The organism is Vibrio metschnikovii CIP 69.14 (genome assembly GCF_000176155.1).
GTDB lineage: Bacteria > Pseudomonadota > Gammaproteobacteria > Enterobacterales > Vibrionaceae > Vibrio > Vibrio metschnikovii.
Window position 1 is genome coordinate 334,773 of sequence record NZ_ACZO01000006.1, and the last position, 23,423, is coordinate 358,195.

At 43.3% G+C, this 23,423-nt stretch carries 15 protein-coding genes, 1 tRNA gene and 1 pseudogene; 5 read left to right on the plus strand and 12 right to left on the minus strand.

The features are described 5' to 3' along the window. Positions 1 to 175: 175 nt before the first annotated feature. The 4 genes and pseudogenes from VIB_RS05080 to VIB_RS05090 form a co-directional block, all read right to left on the minus strand. Positions 176 to 252: transfer RNA gene (locus tag VIB_RS05080), tRNA-Pro, on the minus strand. Positions 253 to 314: 62 nt separating this feature from the next. Next, a complete protein-coding gene (locus VIB_RS18320; protein ID WP_422132355.1) occupies positions 315 to 1,286 on the minus strand; it encodes a sulfatase-like hydrolase/transferase in 972 nt (323 codons plus the stop codon). Positions 1,287 to 1,427: 141 nt separating this feature from the next. Then, a pseudogene (locus tag VIB_RS18325) lies at positions 1,428 to 2,113 on the minus strand (DUF3413 domain-containing protein); the annotation flags it as partial. A gap of 32 nt (positions 2,114 to 2,145) precedes the next feature. Then, on the minus strand, positions 2,146 to 2,361 hold the full coding sequence (locus VIB_RS05090; protein WP_004394913.1) for a YejL family protein: 216 nt from the start codon (positions 2,359 to 2,361) through the stop codon (positions 2,146 to 2,148). 84 nt (positions 2,362 to 2,445) lie between these two features. Here VIB_RS05090 and yejK point away from each other — a divergent pair, with 84 nt between their 5' ends. Further along, entirely contained in the window at positions 2,446 to 3,447 is a 1,002-nt protein-coding gene (gene yejK / locus VIB_RS05095; protein WP_004394914.1) for a nucleoid-associated protein YejK, read from the plus strand. A 98-nt stretch (positions 3,448 to 3,545) separates the two neighbouring features. Here yejK and nhaC read toward each other — a convergent pair whose 3' ends face one another. Next, positions 3,546 to 4,988 (minus strand): Na+/H+ antiporter NhaC, encoded by a 1,443-nt coding sequence (gene nhaC / locus VIB_RS05100; protein ID WP_004394915.1) that lies wholly within the window; start codon positions 4,986 to 4,988, stop codon positions 3,546 to 3,548. 294 nt (positions 4,989 to 5,282) lie between these two features. On the opposite strand from nhaC, the gene VIB_RS05105 reads away from it, so the two are divergent. Together VIB_RS05105 and asd are read left to right on the plus strand one after the other, a co-directional pair. Further along, positions 5,283 to 6,413, plus strand: coding sequence for an ISAs1 family transposase (locus tag VIB_RS05105; protein WP_004394916.1), 1,131 nt, complete (start codon positions 5,283 to 5,285; stop codon positions 6,411 to 6,413). Positions 6,414 to 6,714: 301 nt separating this feature from the next. Then, positions 6,715 to 7,830, plus strand: coding sequence for an aspartate-semialdehyde dehydrogenase (gene asd, locus VIB_RS05110; RefSeq protein ID WP_004394917.1), 1,116 nt, complete (start codon positions 6,715 to 6,717; stop codon positions 7,828 to 7,830). Between the two features lie 95 nt (positions 7,831 to 7,925). On the opposite strand, the gene VIB_RS05115 is transcribed toward asd, so the two are convergent. Further along, on the minus strand, positions 7,926 to 8,561 hold the full coding sequence (locus tag VIB_RS05115) for a YchE family NAAT transporter (RefSeq protein WP_004394918.1): 636 nt from the start codon (positions 8,559 to 8,561) through the stop codon (positions 7,926 to 7,928). Positions 8,562 to 9,189: 628 nt separating this feature from the next. Here VIB_RS05115 and adhE point away from each other — a divergent pair. Together adhE and VIB_RS05125 are read left to right on the plus strand one after the other, a co-directional pair. Beyond that, positions 9,190 to 11,862, plus strand: coding sequence for a bifunctional acetaldehyde-CoA/alcohol dehydrogenase (adhE, locus tag VIB_RS05120; protein WP_004394919.1), 2,673 nt, complete (start codon positions 9,190 to 9,192; stop codon positions 11,860 to 11,862). Positions 11,863 to 12,289: 427 nt separating this feature from the next. Beyond that, positions 12,290 to 13,579: an NAD(P)/FAD-dependent oxidoreductase gene (locus VIB_RS05125; protein ID WP_004394920.1), complete on the plus strand. Its 1,290-nt coding sequence runs from the start codon at positions 12,290 to 12,292 to the stop codon at positions 13,577 to 13,579. Positions 13,580 to 13,733: 154 nt separating this feature from the next. On the opposite strand, the gene VIB_RS05130 is transcribed toward VIB_RS05125, so the two are convergent. The 6 genes from VIB_RS05130 to mfd all read right to left on the minus strand — a co-directional run bounded on the left by VIB_RS05130 (position 13,734) and on the right by mfd (position 23,423). Next, positions 13,734 to 14,777 carry an FAD-binding oxidoreductase gene (locus VIB_RS05130; RefSeq protein ID WP_004394921.1) on the minus strand — a complete coding sequence of 348 codons (1,044 nt, stop codon included), beginning with the start codon at positions 14,775 to 14,777 and terminating at the stop codon, positions 13,734 to 13,736. Positions 14,778 to 14,832: 55 nt separating this feature from the next. Next, positions 14,833 to 16,494: a hydroxylamine reductase gene (gene hcp, locus VIB_RS05135; protein ID WP_040904198.1), complete on the minus strand. Its 1,662-nt coding sequence runs from the start codon at positions 16,492 to 16,494 to the stop codon at positions 14,833 to 14,835. 192 nt (positions 16,495 to 16,686) lie between these two features. Then, positions 16,687 to 18,219 (minus strand): nitric oxide reductase transcriptional regulator NorR, encoded by a 1,533-nt coding sequence (gene norR, locus VIB_RS05140; RefSeq protein ID WP_004394923.1) that lies wholly within the window; start codon positions 18,217 to 18,219, stop codon positions 16,687 to 16,689. A 233-nt stretch (positions 18,220 to 18,452) separates the two neighbouring features. Continuing rightward, positions 18,453 to 19,043 carry a GNAT family N-acetyltransferase gene (locus VIB_RS05145; protein ID WP_004394924.1) on the minus strand — a complete coding sequence of 197 codons (591 nt, stop codon included), beginning with the start codon at positions 19,041 to 19,043 and terminating at the stop codon, positions 18,453 to 18,455. 94 nt (positions 19,044 to 19,137) lie between these two features. Beyond that, the gene (locus tag VIB_RS05150; protein WP_004394925.1) at positions 19,138 to 19,908 is read right to left on the minus strand and encodes a peptidoglycan binding protein CsiV; all 771 of its coding nucleotides are present in this window, start codon (positions 19,906 to 19,908) and stop codon (positions 19,138 to 19,140) included. Between the two features lie 53 nt (positions 19,909 to 19,961). Continuing rightward, positions 19,962 to 23,423, minus strand: coding sequence for a transcription-repair coupling factor (mfd, locus tag VIB_RS05155; RefSeq protein WP_040904200.1), 3,462 nt, complete (start codon positions 23,421 to 23,423; stop codon positions 19,962 to 19,964).

The window sequence follows — 23,423 nt, forward strand, 5'->3', positions numbered from 1 at the left end:
AGCTTTTAGTGATTGCAACGATGAGAAGAGGCAAATATGTCGGTGAATCAATAGGCGGATAAAATAGATAATGTAGGATACGGATAAGGTCTAAAATTGAGGGAGGATCTTAAACTCAGGTGTATTCAGCAGTAAAAACAAAAAAGAGAGCCGAAGCTCTCTTTTTCTAGGTGTTTGGTCGGACTGAGAGGATTTGAACCTCCGACCCCCGACACCCCATGACGGTGCGCTACCAAGCTGCGCTACAGTCCGATGCGCGTAATGTACTGACTTTTCTTTACAGCGTCAAGTATAAAAATACTTAACGCCATGATTTAATTATCTTTTGAATAAAAACGCTGCAATTCGGTTAAACCTTGCATCAAAATGGGTAGCGTAGGATTCTCGTTAGTCAGTCTTTGATAGTGTTCATCATAGAGTTTAAAGTTACCGAACTTATCGATGACCGTCGTTTGCTGATCAGAAATGAGAGCAAGTTCGCGAGTATCTCCGGCTAAAATCCAACGTCTTTTATTCTCGTTAAACAAGTTTTTGCCGCTACTAAAATCACTGGGATTAGACGATACCCCGAGTAGATCTTGCAGTAAAGTGACGGAAAAATCTAAGTGGCTAGTACGATGAGTAAAGACAGTCGGTACTTTACCAGGCCAATAGATAACCATGGGTACTTGAAGTTGGTAACGACTGAAATTGCTGTTAGCGCCCCAGCTGTTACTTCTGGTCTCATTAAACTCGGTGCCGTGATTAGAAGTGATGACCACAATAGTATTATCGAGTAAAGCTAAGGTTTTCAGCTCATCAAACAAAGTAGCCAACTCAAGATCAGCTTGAGTCACCGAATGATGGTAGCTGTGACGAAATCTATCCGTTGTAGTGGCTTGTTTATCGTGCGGAAGCAACTGATTAAATTTATCAACCGTGGTCAGTTCAATGAAGCTAAACCAAGGTGAATGAGTTTGCTGCGCCCATTGAGACCAATGACTAATCGTTTGTTGATCAACGCTTGGTGTCTCTGCAAACGGTATTTTCACTAACGGGAGTCCACGGAAAACCGACTCTTGAAACAGAGGTTCAGAGAAGTTATCGCTACTAAATAGACCAAATTGATAGTTTTGATTTTTTAATACATCAATCAGTACTGGTAAGGTGCCTTGCACTTTAATGCTACTGGCATAACTGCTTGGTAGACCATAAAAGAGACCAAAAATACCATACATGTCGTTACTTGAGCTGTAATGATTGCTAAAGGTTAATGCTTTTTCCGCAAACTGATGAGTGTTTGGCATCAGCGATTCATTTAGCACATCGGCACGTAAGTTATCGACACTCACTACTAGGATATTGAGTTGATTAGGACGACGACCAAACTCAATTTTTTCTAATGGGTAGCGCACTAAATCGACGTTGTATTGGCTTTCTTGTAGCCGTTTTAAATATTCGTCTCTATCCAACAGGCCATGTTTTTCCATGAATGACTTTGCTGTCATCGGATAAGAAAGAGGGAAGTTTGACTTTTGGCTGGTGACCGGAGAATAGAAATAAGCGTCCGACCAGACATAAATTAAATGGCTAGCAATAAAGCTGAAAAAGAAGACGGCTGCAATTGGGCGACCAATTCGTTTATGCGACAGTTTACGTTGTTTACGCCATACCCATTCAGAGAGCGCCAATTGCACGAGGAAAATTAGGGGTAGCACGACAAAAAGATGTTGTAGATCAGCGCTAACCGTACTTTCGTCACTGAACATCAGCTCCCAGACAACAGGTGTTAGGTGTAGATTAATGGTTTGATAAGTCTGAGTGTCGATCAATAGTACGGTTAATCCCAAGGCAGCAAAACAGACCGCAAAAAACGAAACAGTCGCCGTGATGGGATTAAAAAGGTGAGCGGAAAAAGAATCAGTAAATAGAGAGCAAAAACCAGAAAACTGAAATGGCCTACCCAAGAGACAGTTAAATAGAGTTGTCCCAAAAAAGTATCTGGCCAAGGTGTTTGAGTGATGTAACGGGTACCAATCAGCATCGCTGCAATGATATTGAAGAAAGCAAACCAATGCCCCCAGCTCACTAAACGTGAGACTCGTTCACCATATGTATTTCCGCTATCTACCATGAATTTTTCTATTATCCGCTCGGTCAGTAAAATTATTTTTCTAGAGAAGAGGTCAAAGCTTGAGCAAACTTCTCTGCGATCACTTTACGTTGGGCCGCTGCCACATGTTGGTTAAGCACATTAGTCGCCATATTGCCGGCAATCATTAATGTGAGTTCCGAAGACGCATTATGTTTATCAAGCACGGCAGCGATTTCGGTTAGGATAGTTTCAACTTGTTCGTTACTGTATTTCGATGTAATAGGCATAAAGACTCTATAGATGATAGTAAAAGCGGCTTATGATAACCTACTATGCCTGACAACTGAAACCAGTACGATGATTATTTCACTATGAGTTTGCACCTTTCCAATGTCATTTTGCATCAATTATGCAAAAACGATAACGATGAGTTAATGGTTAATTACCGAACTCAATCGCTTGATAATGATACCTCAACCGAAAACTTAGTTTCTGAGTTACATCGCGTGTTTAATGCAAAAGCGGGAAAGGGCTTTGGCTCTTTTAAAGCGGACAGTGATGTACAACGCTGGTTACAGGCGTTGCGAAAAGGAGAACAAGACTTTTACACTTTCTCACAACAAAGCGCCGAGCGTCTTAAACAAGAGTTGATTAAGTATCCTTTTGCTGACGAAGGTATTTTGGTGTTGGCGGAATACCAATCTCTAGCGACTCACTTTTTGTTTATTGGCTTATTACCGCTCAATCAAAGCTTAAAAGTGACCGAGGGGTTAGACATCAGTGCTACCGATTATCTTGATATCAATAAAATGGATATTGCCGCGCGGGTCGATCTGTCGAGTTTTGAAACGGATAAATCCTCTAATCGCTACCTGTCTTATATTAAAGGGCGAGTCGGGCGTAAAGTGTCTGACTTTTTCTTAGACTTTTTACAAGCTGAGGTCGGGCTTGATCCGAAACAGCAAAACCAAGTATTGATGCAAGCGGTAGAAGACTTTTGTAGTGATGCCAAACTTGAAAAAGAAGAAGCGATTAGCTACAAAAAACAGGTCTATGACTACTGTAATGATCAGATCAAATCCGGCGATGAAGTTCAAGTTAAAGAACTATCCAGTGAATTACCTGCCAGTCATGAAGGGACCAGCTTCTTGGAATTTACTCGTGAGCATGGTTACCAACTGGAAGAAAGCTTTCCTGGTGATCGCGCAACGGTACGCAAACTCACCAAGTATGTAGGAGCGGGTGGTGGATTGAACATCAGCTTTGATAGTTTGTTAATGGGGGAACGTATCTTTTATGATCCGGAAACGGACACATTGACGATTAAAGGTACGCCACCGAATCTACGCGATCAGTTAACTAGAAAAAGCTAATCATTTCAGGCGTACTGATTTATTAACCAGCAATACCAAAAAGAAAAGGAGCATACCATGTGCTCCTTTTCTTTTTTTGGATAGTAGAGACAGTCGTATTAAACCGATTGACGTTGAACCACAACTTCTTCGTCAGTTAACTCCTCATTCGCTGTCGCAGTTGGCTCACATTTATCGACGAACCACCCCATATAAGAGGTAAAAATCGTGACAATTATGCAAACAAAGCTTAACCACATGAATGGCGCATAAGATAAGGTTGCGACGCCCAAGATACTGGCCATATAAATACCATTATCACTCCAAGGCACCATTCCAGACGTTAGCGTGCCACCAAACTCGGCATTGCGTGACAAATTCTTACGTTGATAGCCTAATCGGTCATAATTTTTGGCACAAATTTTTGGTGTCAGGATGAGTGAAACATACATCGCGGAACCAAAGACGTTACCCATAAAAGCCGTACCAATAGTACTGGTTGCTAATGAACCGCTATTGGTGACGCGGCGCTCAAATAATTTGGCAATCGTTTCGAGTACGCCGACTTTATCCAATAAGCCACCAAAGCCGAGACCAAAGATGATCACTGCAACGGATCCCAACATCGAAGACATACCGCCTCGGTTGAGAATTGAGTCAATAAAATCAACACCTGATGTGATACTAAATGGAGCCCAAGCAGTATTAAATGCAGGTAAGAAATCGACTTCTTGAATCATGACTGCCCAGATAATACCTAACAATGAACCAAAGCTAATCACAGGAAACGAAGGCATACGTAAGGCGAGTAAACCAAGGACGATCAGTACAGGAATGAAAGAGTAAGGGGTAATATAAAACTGGGTTTCCATTGCGGTGATGACCGATTGCACTTGTGACATATCGACGTTACCCGCGTAATGAAAACCAAATAGGGTAAACATGATGCCGGTAATCACATAACTGATCAGAGCAATCGGTAGCATGCCTTTAATGTGTTCCATCACTTCGACGTTAGACATCGAAGAAGCCAGAATCACCGAGTCAGACAGTGGCGACATTTTATCGCCAAAATAACAGCCCGATAATACTGCGCCAGCGGTGACGGGAGCAGGAACGCCAAGACCTTGACCGATGCCCATCATCGCAATCCCAGCCGTACCTGCCGCTCCCCAAGATGTCCCTGTAGCCAATGCCGTTAAGGAACAGATCACCATCGTGGCAAGTAGGAAAATAGAAGGGTGAATGGCTTGTAGGCCATAGTAGATAATGGTTGGTACGATGCCGCCAGCAATCCAAGTGCCGACTAAAGCACCGACGGCAAGCAGAATCAAGACTGCCCCTAAGCCGTTAGAGATACCGGTTAACGCGGCTTTTTCCAGCTCTTTATACTGGTGTCCGAGGCGAACCCCTAATCCCATAATGATAAACCAGCCAATATAAAGTGCTAATTGAATGGGTAAATCAAGTTGAGCGGTAAAAGAAAATGCTAATAATAAAAACAGCCCCAGTGCGACAATAACTTGTAACAAACTGGGTAAGCGTGTGGGGGCTTGTGTCATGTTTAGAACCTCGAGTTCGATGATATTACCAAGGAGAGGTAAGCATCCTTATTATTTGGCTGCGACTTTACATGAAATGTTGTTACATATCGAACTTAAAGCGAGTTGTTGTGATTTGTATCAGGGAAATCGCATGAATATGCCTATTTTTAAAGGGTTTTCGTCAAATTAGTGCCTTCTAATTTACAAGGTATTTCTTTAGCATCCATCACAATATTGGAAACTCATTAAGGATCAATTTGTAGATCATTTTGAGTGTTTTTTAATGGTTCTGTACTTAAACGGAGCCAAATTATGACGACAATAACGAACCCATTTATGCATTTCGAAGTGATAAAAGATTACCGTCAAGCCGCTAAGGTAGAACACAAATTGTCAGACATTATTTTGTTGACGATCTGTGGTGTGCTCTCCGGCTTTGATACCTGGGAAGGTATCTGTGATTTTGGTGAAAGCCGAACCGATTTTCTTAAATCATTGGGTGATTTTGAGAATGGTATTCCGTCGTCAGATACCATCGCTCGCGTTATGGGGATGGTGAGCCCGTCAGCGATGCAAAAAGCGTTCATTAGTTGGATGAAAGATTGTCATCAAATCACAGATGGCGAAGTGGTTGCAATCGATGGTAAAACCGTTCGCGGCTCTTATAACAAATCTGAAGAACGCTCTGCAATTCATATGGTCAATGCATTTGCAACCGCACAAGGGCTTTGTCTTGGTCAATCTAAGGTGAATGCAAAAACCAATGAAATCACAGAAATACCTAAGTTGTTGGAATTGCTAAATATTTCTGGTTGTTTGGTGACGATTGATGCTATGGGTTGTCAAAGAAAAATCGCGCAAAAGATAATCGATAAAAATGCCGATTACTTACTTGCTGTAAAGGGAAACCAAGGCTCGTTAGAGAAAGCAATAGGTGAGTTTTATCGCCCTTCGATGTTGCAGGAGTTTGCAGAGGGCGACAGTTATGCGAGCCAAGAAAAAGGGCATGGCCGCGAGGAAACACGCTGTGCATTAGTCACGCATGAGTTGTCATTTTTAGGTGATTTAGAGCTTGAATGGCCAAACCTGAAAAGTGTCGGCATCATGGTCAACATGCGTAAAACAGAAGAGCGTGCGACAGAGCAAGATATGTCTGTCCGCTTCTACATCAGCTCGAAAAAACTCAGTGCGAAAGAGTTACATGATGCAACGCGTTCTCACTGGGGAATTGAGTCGATGCACTGGCAACTTGATGTTACTTTTAGAGAAGATGCATGTCGCATTCGAGTCGATGATCGCGCAGAGGCTTTTTCAAGGATCAGGCAAGTATGTTTGAACCTTTTAAAGCAAGAAACGAGCTTTAAGGGAGGCATTCAACGCAAACGAATGAAGTGCGCGATGGATGTGGAGTACTTAGGTAAGGTACTTGGAGCCCTTGAATGACGGGGGTATTCATGCGATTTCCGTGTGATTTGTATCAGTTAAAAACATTGCTGTAGTGTTAAATGTTGTTTTTTGGAAAAATTAATGAAATGAAACAGTTTGTAGCATGAAATTATTGTGTTGCAAGATCTGAGTGATTAAGTGAAGTTTTAATTAATAAACGCTAAAAAACGCCAAGTTAGACTTTTTCAGGGGTTGAACTTAAATCGACGATAAAGCACAGTAGATAACATGACATTCTATCATTGCCGCTAGGAGTGATAGATGAGATTTTTATTTGAACACACGGAGAAGTAGTGCGATGAGAGTAGGTTTAGTTGGTTGGCGTGGCATGGTTGGTTCTGTGTTAATGCAGCGCATGGTCGAAGAAAGAGATTTCGATGTCATTGAGCCAGTATTCTACAGTACGTCACAAATTGGTATTGCAGCCCCTAACTTGGGGAAAGACGCTGGAATGCTGCAAGATGCCTATGATATTGACAGTTTGAAGCAGTTAGATGTCATCATCACTTGTCAAGGTGGTGCCTATACGGAAAAGGTTTATCCTGCTTTGCGCCAAGCGGGATGGAAAGGGTATTGGATTGATGCGGCCTCTACGTTGAGAATGGATCCTGAAGCGATTATCACCCTCGATCCTGTCAATTTAGCGCAGATTCAGCAAGGTATTCATCAAGGTACAACCACGTTTGTGGGTGGTAACTGCACGGTTAGTTTGATGCTCATGGGGTTGGGTGGCTTGTATGAAAAAGGCTTGGTTGAATGGACCAGTGCAATGACTTATCAGGCAGCCTCTGGGGCAGGAGCACAAAACATGCGTGAATTAATTTCACAAATGGGTGTGATTAACGATGCGGTTAGCTCTGAATTAGCCAATCCCTCAAGCTCGATTTTAGATATTGATCAAAAAGTAGCAGAAACCATGCGTTCGGCGTCGTTTCCCACCGATCAATTTGGTGTGCCTCTCGCGGGTTCATTAATTCCATGGATTGATGTCAAACGTGACAACGGACAAAGTAAAGAAGAGTGGAAAGCTGGCGTTGAAGCCAACAAAATTTTGGGCTTACAGAATACTCCGATCCCAATTGATGGTACTTGTGTACGTATTGGTGCGATGCGTTGTCATTCACAAGCGCTGACGATTAAATTGAAACAAAATATCCCACTTGATGAAATTGAAGAGATTATTGCCTCCCATAACCAATGGGTTAAAGTTGTTCCTAATGAACGCGATATCACTGCGCGTGATTTGAGCCCGGCGAAAGTCACCGGAACGTTATCGATCCCTGTTGGACGTTTACGCAAAATGTCGATGGGGGATGACTTCTTGAATGCCTTTACCGTTGGCGATCAGTTGTTATGGGGAGCGGCTGAGCCACTTCGTCGTACATTACGAATTATTCTGGCTGAGAAACAATAAGTCAGCGTTAAGTCATCAAACCATACTTCGTCAAGCGAAAACACCGATGTGTTTTCGCTTTTTTATGTCTTTTGATTGATGTTTAGTGATTACCGTTAGGCCAAACCAGGAAATAAATTACGTAAGCCGTTAGCAATAAACTCGATGCCAAGTGCGCCAAGAATCAGTCCCATGATCCGAGTAATGACGTTAATACCCGTTTGGCCGAGTAAACGCACAATGTAAGGAGCGGAACGAAACAGCAACCAAGAACCCAGACTAAAAACCACAATAGTTAAGGCAATGCCTATCGTATCAAACATACTTGGATAGCGTGAGCTATAGACGATGGTTGAACTGATTGCACCAGGTCCGGCCATTAAAGGCATCGCCAGTGGAACAACACCAATCTGTTCTCGACTGATGTATTCTGATTTTTCTTGCTTGTTTTGTTTATCCTCACCCAGTTTTCCGCTCATCATTGAAAAAGCAATGCTCAGTAACAGCAAACCACCTGCCACTCGGAATGAATCCAGTGAGATACTGAACATATCGAGTAGAACTTGCCCTGCAAGTAAGGCGGTAATTAAGATCACGGCGACAGCAATATTGGCCGTGGCTGCAGTTTTGTTCTTTTCTTCCAATGTCATATGGCTGGTTAAAGACACAAAAATAGGCATGATGCCAACCGGGTTAACCGCGGCAACCAGTCCTAGAAAAAATTGCAGGAAAATGGCGAGTTCAAAATGCATTAAAACAGTCTCTGACGATGAGTAAAGTAGATAGGCTAAGATAATGTATGTTAATCGAAACAAAATCACGAATGAAAAAAACTAGTTCATGGCTCTCATCATGATTAAGAAAAACTAATCATGGGATCATTGTGATAATGCACTGTTACAAATAATGTGGTCGAGATGGGTTTTTAATGATGATTTGTTAACATCCACACAGTTTCTGTAAAAAAAAGCCTAGAGGTTGGAGAGTTAGCTAAGAGTCTATATACTCAAACTGGCACATAAAACATTGGCTACAAATGGTAATGTTGTACAAAAATGAAACTTTTTTACAAAATGTTGTACTTTTTCTAGTTTATTGTGTTTGATAGCCTCTTTTTTAATCATGTGTTAATTTGTTGTTTTTCTTTGTTAATTCAACTTCTTATGTGTTTTTTTCTGGCTGTGTTTCTTGGGCGGTGCTATTTAGTTTTTGAGAACTGATCTGAGTCAATTTTTTTCAAACCATGAAAGATTATACTCAGTTCTGAAAGCAATTTACTAAGTCTGTCGTTACTTAAGCTATTGTGAGACCAAAATAAAACTGAGAGACAGCAAGCTTAATAAAGAGTTTTTAACATTTTTCTATTTTAGGAGATTCACTATGCCGGTAACTAATTTGGCTGAACTTGATGCTCTTGTGGCTCGCGTTAAAGCGGCACAAGCAGAATTTGCAACTTACTCTCAAGAGCAAGTTGATAAAATTTTCCGTGCAGCATCTTTAGCCGCAAACCAAGCCCGTATTCCTCTCGCGCAACAAGCGGTGGCAGAATCAGGCATGGGTATTGTTGAAGATAAAGTAATTAAAAACCACTTTGCTTCAGAGTTTATCTATAACAAATACAAAGATGAAAAAACCTGTGGTGTACTTGAAGAAGATGAAAGTCTAGGCACGATGACGATTGCAGAGCCTGTTGGTATCATCTGTGGTATTGTCCCAACGACTAACCCGACTTCAACCGCGATTTTCAAATCACTCATCTCTTTAAAAACGCGTAACGGTATTATCTTCTCGCCACACCCACGTGCGAAAAATTCAACCAATGACGCAGCGAAACTCGTTCTTGATGCTGCGGTAGCTGCCGGTGCACCGAAAGACATTATCGGTTGGATTGACCAACCTTCTGTTGAGCTTTCTAACGCCTTAATGAAACACGAAGGTATTGCACTGATCCTTGCTACTGGTGGCCCAGGCATGGTGAAAGCGGCTTACTCTTCTGGTAAACCGGCTATCGGTGTTGGTGCCGGTAACGTGCCTGTTGTAATCGATGAAACTGCGGATATTAAACGCGCAGTCGCTTCAGTTTTGATGTCAAAAACGTTTGATAACGGTGTGGTTTGTGCTTCTGAGCAAGCGGTTATCGTAATGGATGAAGTTTACGATGAAGTGAAAGAGCGTTTCGCGACTCATAAAGCTCACGTATTAAGTAAAGCCGATGCAGATAAAGTACGCAAAGTCCTCCTGATCGATGGTGCGTTAAACGCGAAAATCGTTGGTCAACCAGCGACAGCGATTGCTGAAATGGCGGGTGTTAAAGTACCTGCGGATACCAAAATTCTAGTCGGTGAAGGTATCGGTGAAGTGTCTTACGATGACGAGTTTGCTCATGAGAAACTATCGCCAACGCTAGGCATGTTCCGTGCTTCTTCTTTCGAGAATGCCGTAGAGCAAGCGGTTCGAATGGTTGAGATTGGTGGTATCGGTCATACCTCAGGTTTATACACCAACCAAGATATTAATGCAGACCGTATTCGTTACTTCGGTGACAAAATGAAAACGGCTCGTATTTTGATCAATATTCCAACCACTCACGGTGGTATTGGTGACTTGTATAACTTTAACGTAGCACCGTCTTTGACTCTGGGCTGTGGTTCTTGGGGTGGTAACTCTATCTCTGAGAACGTGGGTCCTAAGCACCTAATCAACAAGAAAACTGTTGCTAAGCGAGCTGAAAATATGTTGTGGCACAAACTCCCTAAATCAATCTACTTCCGTCGTGGTAGCTTGCCAATCGCACTGAGCGATCTTGAAGGTAAAAAACGTGCCTTCTTAGTAACAGACCGTTTCCTATTCAATAACGGTTACACTGACGAATTGGTTAGCATGCTCAAAGCATTGGGTATGGAAGTACAAACGTTCTTTGATGTTGAAGCTGATCCAACGCTATCGGTAGTAGAGAAGGGTGCTGAAGCGATGAAGAGCTTCCAGCCTGATGTGATTATTGCCCTTGGTGGTGGTTCACCGATGGATGCTGCGAAGATCATGTGGGTAATGTACGAGCACCCAGAAACTCACTTCGAAGAGCTCGCAATGCGCTTTATGGACATCCGTAAACGTATTTACAAGTTCCCGAAAATGGGTCAAAAAGCAGAGCTAGTGTGCATCACCACAACATCTGGTACAGGTTCAGAAGTTACACCATTTGCGGTAGTGACCGACGACAAAACTGGTGCTAAGTACCCACTTGCTGACTACGAATTGACCCCTCACATGGCGATCGTTGATGCTAACCTAGTGATGAATATGCCTAAGTCACTGACTGCCTTTGGTGGATACGATGCGGTAACTCACGCACTAGAAGCTTATGTGTCTGTATTGGCAAACGAATACTCTGATGGTCAGGCTCTACAAGCATTGAAGATGCTAAAAGAGTACCTACCTTCAAGTTACAAAAATGGCGCAGCAGACCCAATTGCACGTGAGAAAGTACACAATGCGGCAACTATCGCGGGTATTGCATTTGCGAACGCCTTCCTTGGGGTATGTCACTCAATGGCACACAACATCGGTGCTGAGTTCCATTTACCACATGGCCTTGCTAACGCGCTATTGATTTCTAACGTTGTACGTTACAACGCGAACGATAACCCAACTAAGCAAACCGCATTCTCTCAATACGACCGTCCACAAGCTCGTCGTCGTTACGCAGAAGTTGCTGACCATCTTGGTTTAAGCCAAGCAGGCGACCGTACAGCACAGAAAATTGAGCGTTTATTAACTTGGTTAGAAGAGCTGAAGAAAGAACTCGATATTCCATTATCGATTCAAGCCGCGGGTGTTAATGAAGCTGACTTCCTAGCTAAAATTGATGATTTGTCAGTTCGTTCGTTCGATGACCAATGTACAGGTGCGAACCCACGTTACCCACTGATTTCTGAGCTGAAAGAAGTCCTTCTTTGTGCTTATTACGGTAAAGCTTTCGTTGAAGGTGAAACCTTCGAAGGGACGACCGTTATCAAGAAAAAAGATGACCAAAAGCCAGCCAAGAAAAAGTAAGCTGAGTTAATGAGAGGTTTTCGCTAGCACGGCGCTTCTCTAATCGAATCGAGACCCTACCATAAGTTATGGTAGGGTCTTTTTATTGACGGCTATGTTGGGAAGTTTTGTGAATGATTAACCCAATCAATAATCAAGATAGTGACTGATTAACGGAGCGATAGCGGTGATGACAAGGATGAAAATCTAGGGTTGCGTCACTATTTTAGCGCTATATAATGGCCTTCAGCTCAGAAAGCTTGATGAGCATCAAAAAACGAAGAGCAAGATAAATAACTTGCCAATAGAGCTCAATTTGATTCATCGCCTTTGTTCAAAAGTGATAAACAGCAAACCTCTATAGACTTTACAACTGTATGACTAATTTTCTCAGTGTGACTCGTCGTGCTGATCCCTGATTATTACCATTTGTTTGAGGATAGTTATTGTGACACGTATTATTGTTGTCGGTGGAGGTGCCGGTGGACTAGAGCTAGCCACTAAGCTCGGTCGAACGTTAGGGCGAAAGAATCGCGCTAACATCACCTTAGTGGATCGTAATTCTAGTCATCTATGGAAGCCATTGCTCCATGAAGTCGCCACTGGCTCTTTAGATGAAGGCGTTGATGCATTGAGTTACCGTGCCCATGCTAAAAATCACTGTTTTGAGTTTCAACTTGGTAGTCTAGAAGCGATTGACCGTGAGACAAAGCGGATCACGCTGAGTGAACTGAGAGATGAACATGATGAGTTATTGATGCCAAAACGTGAGCTGGAATATGATCTTCTAGTCTTAGCGATTGGCTCTAAATCTAATGATTTCAACACACCCGGAGTAAAAGAACACTGTATTTTCTTGGATAGTCCAGAGCAAGCACATCGTTTCCGTACCGAAATGAATAATGAATTTTTAAAGCTACATGCAAAAAATGGTCACGGAACGGTTGATATTGCGATTGTGGGTGCTGGAGCGACAGGGGTTGAATTATCCGCTGAATTGCATAATGCGATTAAAGAGTTACACAGCTACGGCTTTGGTGATTTAGACTCGAGCAAGCTCAATGTTAATTTAATCGAAGCGGGCGAGCGTATTTTGCCTGCATTGCCACCACGAATTTCTGCCGCCGCGCATAGCGAACTCACTAAATTAGGGGTCAACGTTCGTACTACGACGATGGTCACTAAAGCTGAGAAAGATGGCTTAACCACCGAAGACGGCGAAAAAATCCTGGCGACGATCATGGTTTGGGCAGCAGGTATTAAAGCGCCTGATTTTATGAAAGACATCGCAGGCTTAGAAACCAATCGTATTAACCAATTAGTCGTCAAGGATACCCTTCAGACGACTCGTGATGATGATATTTTTGTGATTGGTGATTTGGCTCAGTGTACACAGGCGGATGGTAAGTTTGTTCCGCCTCGTGCTCAAGCCGCCCATCAAATGGCGTCACAAGCGTTCAAAAATATTGTTGCTAAACTGAATGGCAGAGAATTAAAGCCTTACATCTACAAAGATCATGGCTCTTTAGTGTCACTAAGTCGTTTTTCTACCGTAGGCAGCTTAATGGGCAACTTAACCAAAGGCTCAATGATGGTTGAAGGGCGTATTGCGCGTGTGGTGTACATTTCTTTATACCGTATGCATCAAGTGGCCTTGCATGGTATTTTTAAAACAGGGCTAATGATGTTGGTGGGACGAATCAACAGAGTGCTTAGGCCGAACCTTAAATTGCACTAATTAAATAAAAAAACCGAAGCATAAAACTCTCAATACCGCTCACTTAACCGTGAGCGGTTTGTTTGTATAAGGATAAGAATATTGAGGTTATTTATCTGTCATTGATATGGCTAAGTACGCTACTTTTTTCACCTCAGTTATGAATAATTTATTTTTAGTTAAGATTGATTTCTATATCTGACTCTATGGTAGAAGAACAAGTCAAAATATAACCTTCCTCGATTTCTTTCTCGGTTAATGCAGTTTGATTCAAAGTCGTTACACGACCTTTACTAATTTTACATTTACAAGAGCCACAAATACCGCTGCGGCAAGCGATGATCAGAGGGATTCCTGCATTTTCAAGTACATCAGCAAGCAATTGTCCTTTCTGAGCCTTGATGGTTTGAGCAAAGTTAGCCACGCCAACCTTGACCTCTGTGTCTGAGAACAGAGGTTTATGAGTTTGAAGTGGGCTAAAACTTTCTTGGTAAAAATTAGCCATATCAAAGCCGAGTTCGAGTAAGTAACCTTCAACATCTCGCATGAATTTATCGGGGCCACACAAATAGATATTACGTGAATGTATATCTGGCACTAGGGTTTTCAGCCAGTGTATATCGATTTTGCCTTGCGGATAGCCACTGTTCTTTGCGTCTTTCAACAACAGCTTCAGATGAAAATTGTCGTACAAGGTGTGATAGGTTGCCAAAGTATCAAAGTAGAGGGTTTGTTCGGGTGAACGAGCAATGTGCAAAAACTCAATATCAATCTCCATCGTATGGTGAAGCCAATATTTTATCATAGCCATGACAGGGGTGATCCCACATCCTGCACTGATAAGTAGCACTTTACTTTGCCCATCGTGAATTTTCGGTGGATGATCAATACAATTAAAATCACCTGTCGGAGGAAGTGCTTGGACAGTACCTGTCACCTGTAATTGATCAATCAAAAAATTCGATACTTTACCGCCATCTACACGTTTAACGGTAATTTGGAGGTAATTCTCTGCGTTCAACGAACTGATTGAATAAGCTCTAAATTCCATCTTTCCTGCTATCTTAACTCCAAGATTGATAAATTGTCCCGGTTTAAAATCAAACAGTAACGATTCGCTCGGTTCACCGAAGCGAAGAGAAACCGTATCTTCAGTTTCAAAGAATTTATCGATGCAGTGCAGTGTGACTGGCGTTTGATCCTGCCATTTAAAATACATAATATTCTCTCCTACTATCATCAAATTTAATGCCCTCATAAGAGGGCATTAAATTTTAAGCGGCCAAAATCGTTTTTAAGTCTTCTGCTACGTTGCCAATGCTACGCATATCGAACTTATCTTGAAGAATAGTGAGTAGATTATCGGTTAAAAATGCAGGGGCTGTTGGACCGGTGTAGATCCCTTTCACACCGAGTGCGAACAAGGTCAATAGGATCACTATCGCTTTTTGCTCAAACCAAGAAAGCACGAGTGTTAGAGGCAGTTCGTTGATATCGCAATCAAACTCTTTTGCCAGTGCCAAGGCCAACTGAATGGCTGAGTAAGCATCATTACATTGGCCCACATCCAATAAACGAGGGATACCATTGATGTCGCCAAACTGGTTTTTATTAAAACGGAATTTACCGCAGGCAAGAGTGAGGATTAAAGTATCGTCAGGCGCTGCAGCGGTGAAGTCGCTATAGTAGCTGCGTTCTGCTTTATCGCCATCACAACCACCGACTAGGAAAAAGTGTTTGATATTACCCTGTTTAACTTGATCGATGACGGCTGGAGCCGCATTCATGAGCGCATTGCGACCAAAGCCAACGGTGATCATCTGCTCTATCTCGTCATGCAGGAAACCAGATTGGTTTAATGCACACTCAATTACCTGATTAAAATCGTCACCTTCGATATGTGCAACATCCGGCCAGCCAACGATACTGCGGGTGAATAAGCGCTCAGCGTATTGGCCTACATTTGGGTTGAGTAAACAGTTGGAGGTCATAACAATCGCTCCAGGGAAATTAGCGAATTCTTTTTGTTGGTTTTGCCAAGCACTGCCATAGTTGCCAACCAAGTGAGGGTATTTATTAAGCTCAGGGTAGCCGTGGGCAGGCAGCATTTCACCATTGGTATAAACATTAATGCCTTTACCGACCGTTTGTTGCAGGATTTTTTCTAGATCATGTAAATCGTGACCAGAGACTAGAATACACTTCCCCTTGATAGGTTTAACATTAACAGCGGTTGGCTGTGGATGGCCGAATGTGTCCGTTTCACCGAGATCAAGCATCTCCATGACTTTATAATTCATCAAGCCAATCTTCATTGAACAATCGAGTAGCTCTGAGAGGTCGTCAGGTTCGGTACCAAGCCAAGCCATAATGTCATGATATTGGGCGTAGATATCGTTGCTGGTTTGACCAAGTACACGCGCATGCTCCATGTAGGCAGCTGCGCCTTTTAAGCCATATAAACACAATAAACGTAAGCCAATCACATCCTCGTGAAGCATCTCTTTACCCCGATTAACCGCCACTTGTGGTGCGAGAGTTAAAATTGCCTCAACCGAATCAGGTAATTCAAATTGGGCAACGGCGGGTAGAGGTGTGATAGGTTGGTTAGTGAGTTGGCTGGCCGCCAGCACTTGTGCCTTTAAGCGCACTTGATATTCTGCAGCTAGATGAGTCAGCTCAAGAATACGCTGTGGATCGAAATTGACATTGGTTAAGGTAGCAAAGAAAGCTTTAGGAGCCCATTGATTGATCTCATCGTCAATGATATTGAACGAGTAGGCTTGGTTTGCCCAAAATGAAACGCCTTGCAATGTATAGACCAAGATGTCTTGTAAGTCAGAAACTTCCGCGGTCTTGCCACACATACCTTGCGTAAATGAGCAGCCTTTTATGGTTGGCGTCTGGATAGTCTGTTCACATTGAATACAGAACATAATAAATCTCCGGTGTGTTAACCCTAAACAGTTCATGTCTAGGGAAGGGCTAAAGGTAGAATCCTTTACCGAAGAGCAGAATTTATGCCAACTTGTAATTTATTGATTTTAAAGGGGTAAATCAAACTAGTGGACTGTGGTTGATGTAAAAAAGACACCGACAGGATGTGATATTGACATCTGCTTAGTGGTCTATTTTGAGCTTACACCGAGTTTTTTCCCCATTCGGTACAGATTACCGCGATCCATATGCAGAAAATCGGCGGCCTTTGACCAAACTCCATCCGATTGTCTTAATGCATGTTCAATTAAGAGCTTTTGATACACTTCTACAAGCTCGCGCATCGATTTTGGATGGAGAGGAAAAAAGCTTGATGTTGTTTTCACATCCGAACGGTGGGGTAAAATATCAAAATGGTCGATATTAATCGTCGTATGAGCTTGCTGAATAGCATGAAGTGCTGCTCGCGTTAGTGCATGTTCCAGTTCACGCACATTACCATACCAAGGCAAGCTTTCTAATTGACTGAGCAGCCTAGGGTGAACATGTAAATTTGGGGTATTGAATTGGTGACGTACTTTTTCGAGTAAGTAACCAGCCAGTACAGGAATATCCCCTTCACGTATTCTCAATGGGGGGACCGTTATGGGAAAAACATTGAGGCGGTGAAATAAATCCGCACGAAAATGCCCCTCTGCGACTTCTTGAGCTAAATTACGGTTGCTGGCTGCAATGATCCGGACATTAACCAAAAGGTGTTTATCACTGCCAACACGTTGTAGTTCTCCTTGCTGAATCACACGGAGCAATTTGGCTTGCAGGATTAACGGCAATTCGCCGACTTCGTCGAGAAACAGTGTTCCCCCATCTGCAAGTTCAAATTTACCCGCTCGGTGCTGATTTGCACCAGTGAAGGCGCCTTTGACATGACCAAACAACTCACTTTCCGCTAGGCTTTCGGGTAATGCTGCGCAATTGACATAAATCATCGGATGGTCACGACGATGAGATTGAGCGTGCACTTGATGGGCGACTAATTCTTTACCGGTTCCTGTCTCACCCAAAATCAATACTGCATAGTCTGAGGGGGCGACGATAGCGATTTGCTGACGAAGTTGCTGGATTTGTGGGCTAAGACCGACCATCTCACCTTGTTGTGAGCGGGCTTGCTGAATCAACGTTTGGGTGATGGTGCTTTGTTTTTTATTCTGTGCTTTAAGTGCTTTTAATTGAGCGATGTTGCGTAAGGTGGCCGCGGTCAGTGCCGCGAAGGTGTCGATCATTATGGGGTCAAGATGATCAAAAGCGCCGATGGTCAGTGAGTCCATCGTTAACGCTCCGACTAACTGGCCATCAACATAAAGGCTACGCCCTAAGCAATCATGCACGGTGAGTGAGGGCTGTTCATTGAGTAAAGCACCATCAAAAGGATCGGGTAATGGACAATTGGCATCAAAGCGGACGGTTTGTTGGCTATGTAGAATTTGTTCTAAACGAGGGTGCACTTTAGGAAAATAGCGTTGACCCAAGACACTCGTTGATAAGCCTTTTACCGCGACAGGTGTTAAAAATCCATCGTGATCAAAAACAAATAGTGCGGCCGCGTCGCAAGGAAAAACGCAAGCGACGCCATCAATCATACATTGATATTGTTGCTGACTAGATAGGTTGGAACTTAAGTTCAATGCTATGTTAAGCACAACTTGATCGATCGCTTTGGACATAAGTAGCTCTGTTTAATCATCGAGCTCAATATGCTAACAGTTAGATGTCATATTCACATCGCATGGTTATTTTTATTGATGTGTGATTGACATCGATCAATTTTCAATAACATTATAACTGAGTCAGTCATGTTGATTACGTTGGTGCTTTTAAAGTATCTGGTGATCGGTGGCTTATGCTACAGAGTCAATCTATATCATTGAGATAGAGAGTATGCTTAGCAGGACTTATTTTATTGTTTTAACTGATATTGATTACTGTACTGATGTGAACCACTTGAGATTGGCTCTGGAATAATTGAAAAAACCAGTCCTGCTTTTGGTTGACCATGAAAAATAAACCGATTTTGGGCAAGGCATTCTTGCTTCGCTTCGCACGCTTTAACGAGCCGTTGACTAGGAATATTGCTAGGATCACAGATAATTTCTAAACGAGTCAGTTTGAGCTGGGCAAAACTCCACTCTATCAACGCAGCTAGTGCTTCTTTCCCGAACCCTTGTTGTTGATGATCGTCTCCTATCCAATAGCCTAAACTCGCCATATTAAACGTGGTAGAAAATTCATTAATCGCGACCATACCAACGATTTGCTGCGTTGCTTTATCGATCACCGCAAAGCCATAGGCGTCAGCTTTTATCCAGTTTAATCGTGTTGCCAGAATAAATCGTTCAGCCTCTTGTTGGTTAAAGTGGGCATGACACCAATCAATCCATCGATGTAAGGAGGGCGAGTGTTGAATAAGTCTTGCAAATTCGACCGCTTCATCAACCGATAAAAGGCGTAATTGCAAACGCTGAGTATTGATTAAAAATTCTGGGCTCATGACAGATTGCCTCATTTTCACTGTGTGTCTTTGCCGTTGAATTCTCTATCGTGCCATATAACAACTCAACGCCCATATAGGGCGTTGGATAGGATTATTGAACTCGGCGAACTTGGATAATCATGCCCATAAGAGGGTGGTCCAAATAATGGGTTTCTCCACTGCGCATGCGGCGTTTTTGATCGAGGCGATAACTTTTCAAAAAAGATTGTTTTTCCATCGTTGGTGATATGGCGATGAGGTGTCCATCTTGTACATTGGTGCGTGTATCTTGGTCGAGTTCATCTAAGTCCAGAGAGGGATCTTGAAGGATAACTTCACGCACACTCGGTTTTTTTAAGTCAAAATTAGCTTCGGCAAACAGAAAATGCTGGACATAAATTTGTAAGGTGCCATCAAGCTCATACAGCGGTGGAGTAACGGTCTGTTCAACAACACCATCAATGGGACGGTATTGTTCGGTTTGTGCGACTCGTTCACTGCCGTTAGGATTAAACTGGGTCGAGTAGTCTTTCCCTGCTTGAATATGAAAGACGGGAGCGGATGCTCTCCCTTGATCGCCTTGACGCCAAGCGGTATGTAATAACACTTGAAAGCCAGCATGATTGCGTAAGCGCTGAGCTTGCTCGGTTAATTGATAGTCCGTTTGAGAGAGCATACGTACGCCTTTACTTTGCCGATATTGGGCATCACTCAGGCTACCGGCACGAGAGAGATTAATCTCCGGTAAACTATTTGGCCATGACTCTTGAGTTTTCTCGGCATCAATCGCACGCTGGAAGATGATCACTTCAATATCGAATTGTCGCTGCGCTAGGCTGGGCATGGCAACGAGCAAAAGCAGTAGTGGGATCAGTTTTTTCATTATGACTCCGTCAATGTGCTGGGCACGTATTTGATTCTATTGAGCCTACCATATTAGGCAGCAGGTAGTAGATTGTGCTGGAATTCTTGCAGCATGTCTGTAACAAATTGAATTCTTTCTCTTCTATCAACCAGTGGAAGGATAAACTTCAATTTAGTCGGACCTTCCATCGCAAATTGTTTCGGTTGTGCATGAAGTAGTTTAACCAAAAACATCGGGTTAATGTCAGCGTTAGGGTAGAACTCAATATACCCGCCTTTTTCATGCGCTTCGATTTTACGAATTTTCAGTGCGGCGGCGTTGAGCTTCAGTTGGGCAATAGTCAACAGATTCAAGGCCGCATCCGGCAGTTTACCAAATCGATCGATTAATTCGACTTTAAGTTCAGCCAATTCAGTATCATCGGCGACACTGGCGATTTGTTTATAGAGTGATAAACGGCTGTTGATATCAGGGATATAATCATCAGGCAGCAGAGCTGGGATTCGTAGCTCGACTTCACTTTGTTCACGCAGTAGATCATCCAATGATGGCTCTTTACCCGATTTTAAGGCTTCAACCGCTTGTTCTAGCATCTCCATATATAAGCTAAAACCAATCGATTGGATCTGACCACTCTGCTCATCGCCGAGTAACTCACCCGCTCCGCGAATTTCTAAGTCGTGGGTTGCTAAGGTAAATCCTGCGCCGAGATCTTCAAGCGAAGCAATGGCCTCTAAGCGTTTAATCGCATCTTTGGTCATCGCTTTAGGATGCGGTGTTAATAAATAAGCATACGCCTGGTGGTGAGAGCGACCTACTCGTCCGCGTAATTGGTGTAATTGAGCCAATCCAAGAGTATCGGCGCGATTAATGATAATGGTATTGGCGGTGGGTACATCTATCCCCGTTTCAATGATAGTGGTACACACCAGTACGTTGTAACGCTGATGATAAAAATCATTCATGATTTGTTCGAGTTCACGCTCACGTAATTGTCCGTGGGCGACGGTGACACGAGCTTCAGGGATAAGCGCTTCCAAATCGGCAGCAACTTTCTCGATGCTTTCGACTTGGTTGTGTAAAAAGTAAACTTGACCACCACGCATGATCTCCCTTAGAACCGATTCTCGAACAACACTGTCTTCATGTTGACGGACAAAGGTTTTAATCGCTAAGCGTCGAGCAGGCGGTGTTGCAATGATCGATAAATCGCGCATACCACTCATTGCCATATTCAGTGTGCGTGGAATCGGTGTGGCCGTTAACGTTAAAATATCTACATCGGCACGCATGGCTTTGACTTTTTCTTTCTGACGAACCCCAAAGCGGTGTTCTTCATCAACGATTAATAGCCCTAAATCGGCAAAGATGAGATCACTGGAGAGGAGCTTGTGTGTTCCCACGACAATATCGACTTTCCCTTCGGCGACATCTTGCATGATCTGCTTTTGCTCTTTGGCTGATTTAAAGCGTGATAGCACCTCGACACGGATCGGTAAATTGGCAAAACGGTCGCGGAAATTTTCAAAATGTTGCTGAGCCAATAAAGTTGTGGGTACTAAAATAGCCACTTGTTTATTGTTATCGGTACAAACAAAAGCGGCGCGCATCGCGACCTCAGTTTTACCGAAACCAACATCGCCGCACACAAGTCTATCCATCGCTTTGGCTTGACACATGTCCGACAGTACCGCATTGATCGCCATGGCTTGATCGTCGGTTTCTTCAAAGGGAAAGGTGGCTTTAAAGGTGGCGTATTGGTCACGATCCAAACGGAAGCGATACCCTGGTTTCAGTTCGCGTTTAGCGTAGACATCAAGCAGTTCGGCAGCGACATCGCGGACTTTTTCCGCCGCTTTCTTGCGTGCTTTAACCCAGCTTTCTCCTCCCAGTTTATGGAGTGGCGCGGATTCTTCTGCACCTCCGGAATAACGGCTAATTAAGTTCAGTGATGAAACGGGAACATACAGCTTGGCTTCATTTTGATATTCAAGCGTAACGTATTCGGTAGTAATGCCTCCTGCTTCGAGGGTTTGTAAGCCTAAGTAACGTCCAATACCATGGTCGATATGCACTACGGGCTGTCCCGGTTTTAACTCGGCAAGATGGCGGATCACTGCATCACTATTGGTGGATTTACGTTCTTTCTTTCGACGTTGAACCACCCGTGCTCCGAGTAAATCGGCTTCACAAATCAAGGCGAGAGATGGATCAGTGAAAATCGCACCACGTTCGGCAGCGCCGATCACCAAAGCCAATCGCTCTGAACTTTGCCAAGCGTCATCAAAAGAAGCGAATGCGGTAGGGCGTAACTTAATTCGCTGTAATAGCTCGAGTAGCGCTTCGCGTCGTCCTTCAGACTCAACCGAGAAAATAATCTTACCGGTAAATTGCTCGCTAAATTGACGTAAGGCGGCGAGGGGTTCTTTATTTTGCTGTTGAATCGCTAAATCAGGCAGTGCGGTAATGGCTAAGTTACTTCTACCAGCCTTTTCTTGAATCGGGTCGATGGACAGTTGTAACTGAGCAAAATCTTTGGCGCGTGCGAATAAATCGTCTTTTTTTAACCACAATTCGTCAGGCGCTAGCAATGGGCGTAACGGATCTATATTCCGTTGATCATAACGATACGCGACATCAGCGAGAAATTGGTCAATGGCGCTTTCAACCTGACCTAATAAAATTAATTGACTATGATCCGGGAGATAATCAAACAGTGTTTCGGTATGTTCAAAAAATAGCGGTTGCCAATATTCAATCCCCGCAGGCCATGTGCCTTTAGAAACCTGCATATAGATAGATTCAGGCTCACGACGGGCATCAAATCGTTGCCGAAAACGGGCACGAAATGCTTCTATGGCTTGCTCGGTGGTCGGAAATTCATGAGCAGGAAGTAGACGAATTTGATCGATTTGCTGAATAGAACGTTGATTTTCTGGGTCAAAAATTCGAATCGTGTCAATTTCATCATCAAAAAAATCAATTCGATAAGGGGAATCACTGCCCATAGGGAAGAGATCCAGGATCGACCCACGACTGGCGTATTCTCCCGGCCCAAACACCTGATCTACATGACGATAACCGGAGTTTTCTAACTGAACGCGTAATTTGGCTAAAGAGAACCGATCCCCTTGTTTGACCATCAAGGTGTGTTGAAGTAAGAAATCACGTGGCGTCTGGCGTTGTAACAAGGTACTGACCGGGACAACAGTGATCCCAGTTCCTAAAGAGGGCAACTGATATAAGCGAGCGATGCGATCAGAAATAATCTCTTGATGAGGTGAAAAATTATCGTAGGGTAAGGTTTCCCAATCAGGAAATAAGCCGACCGGAGCTTGACTGAATTGCTCTAGCTCTTGAACCAGTTTTAATGCTGTCTGTGGATCGGGTACTGCCAACAAGGTGTGGCTTGAGTGACGATTAGCGAATTCAGCGATGGTTAGCGCGAGACTGGCACCGGGTAAATTGCCCAGTTGTTTCTTATCCCCAGCACCACGCAGATGTGGGAGTGTTAATACAGTTTTTGTCATCAT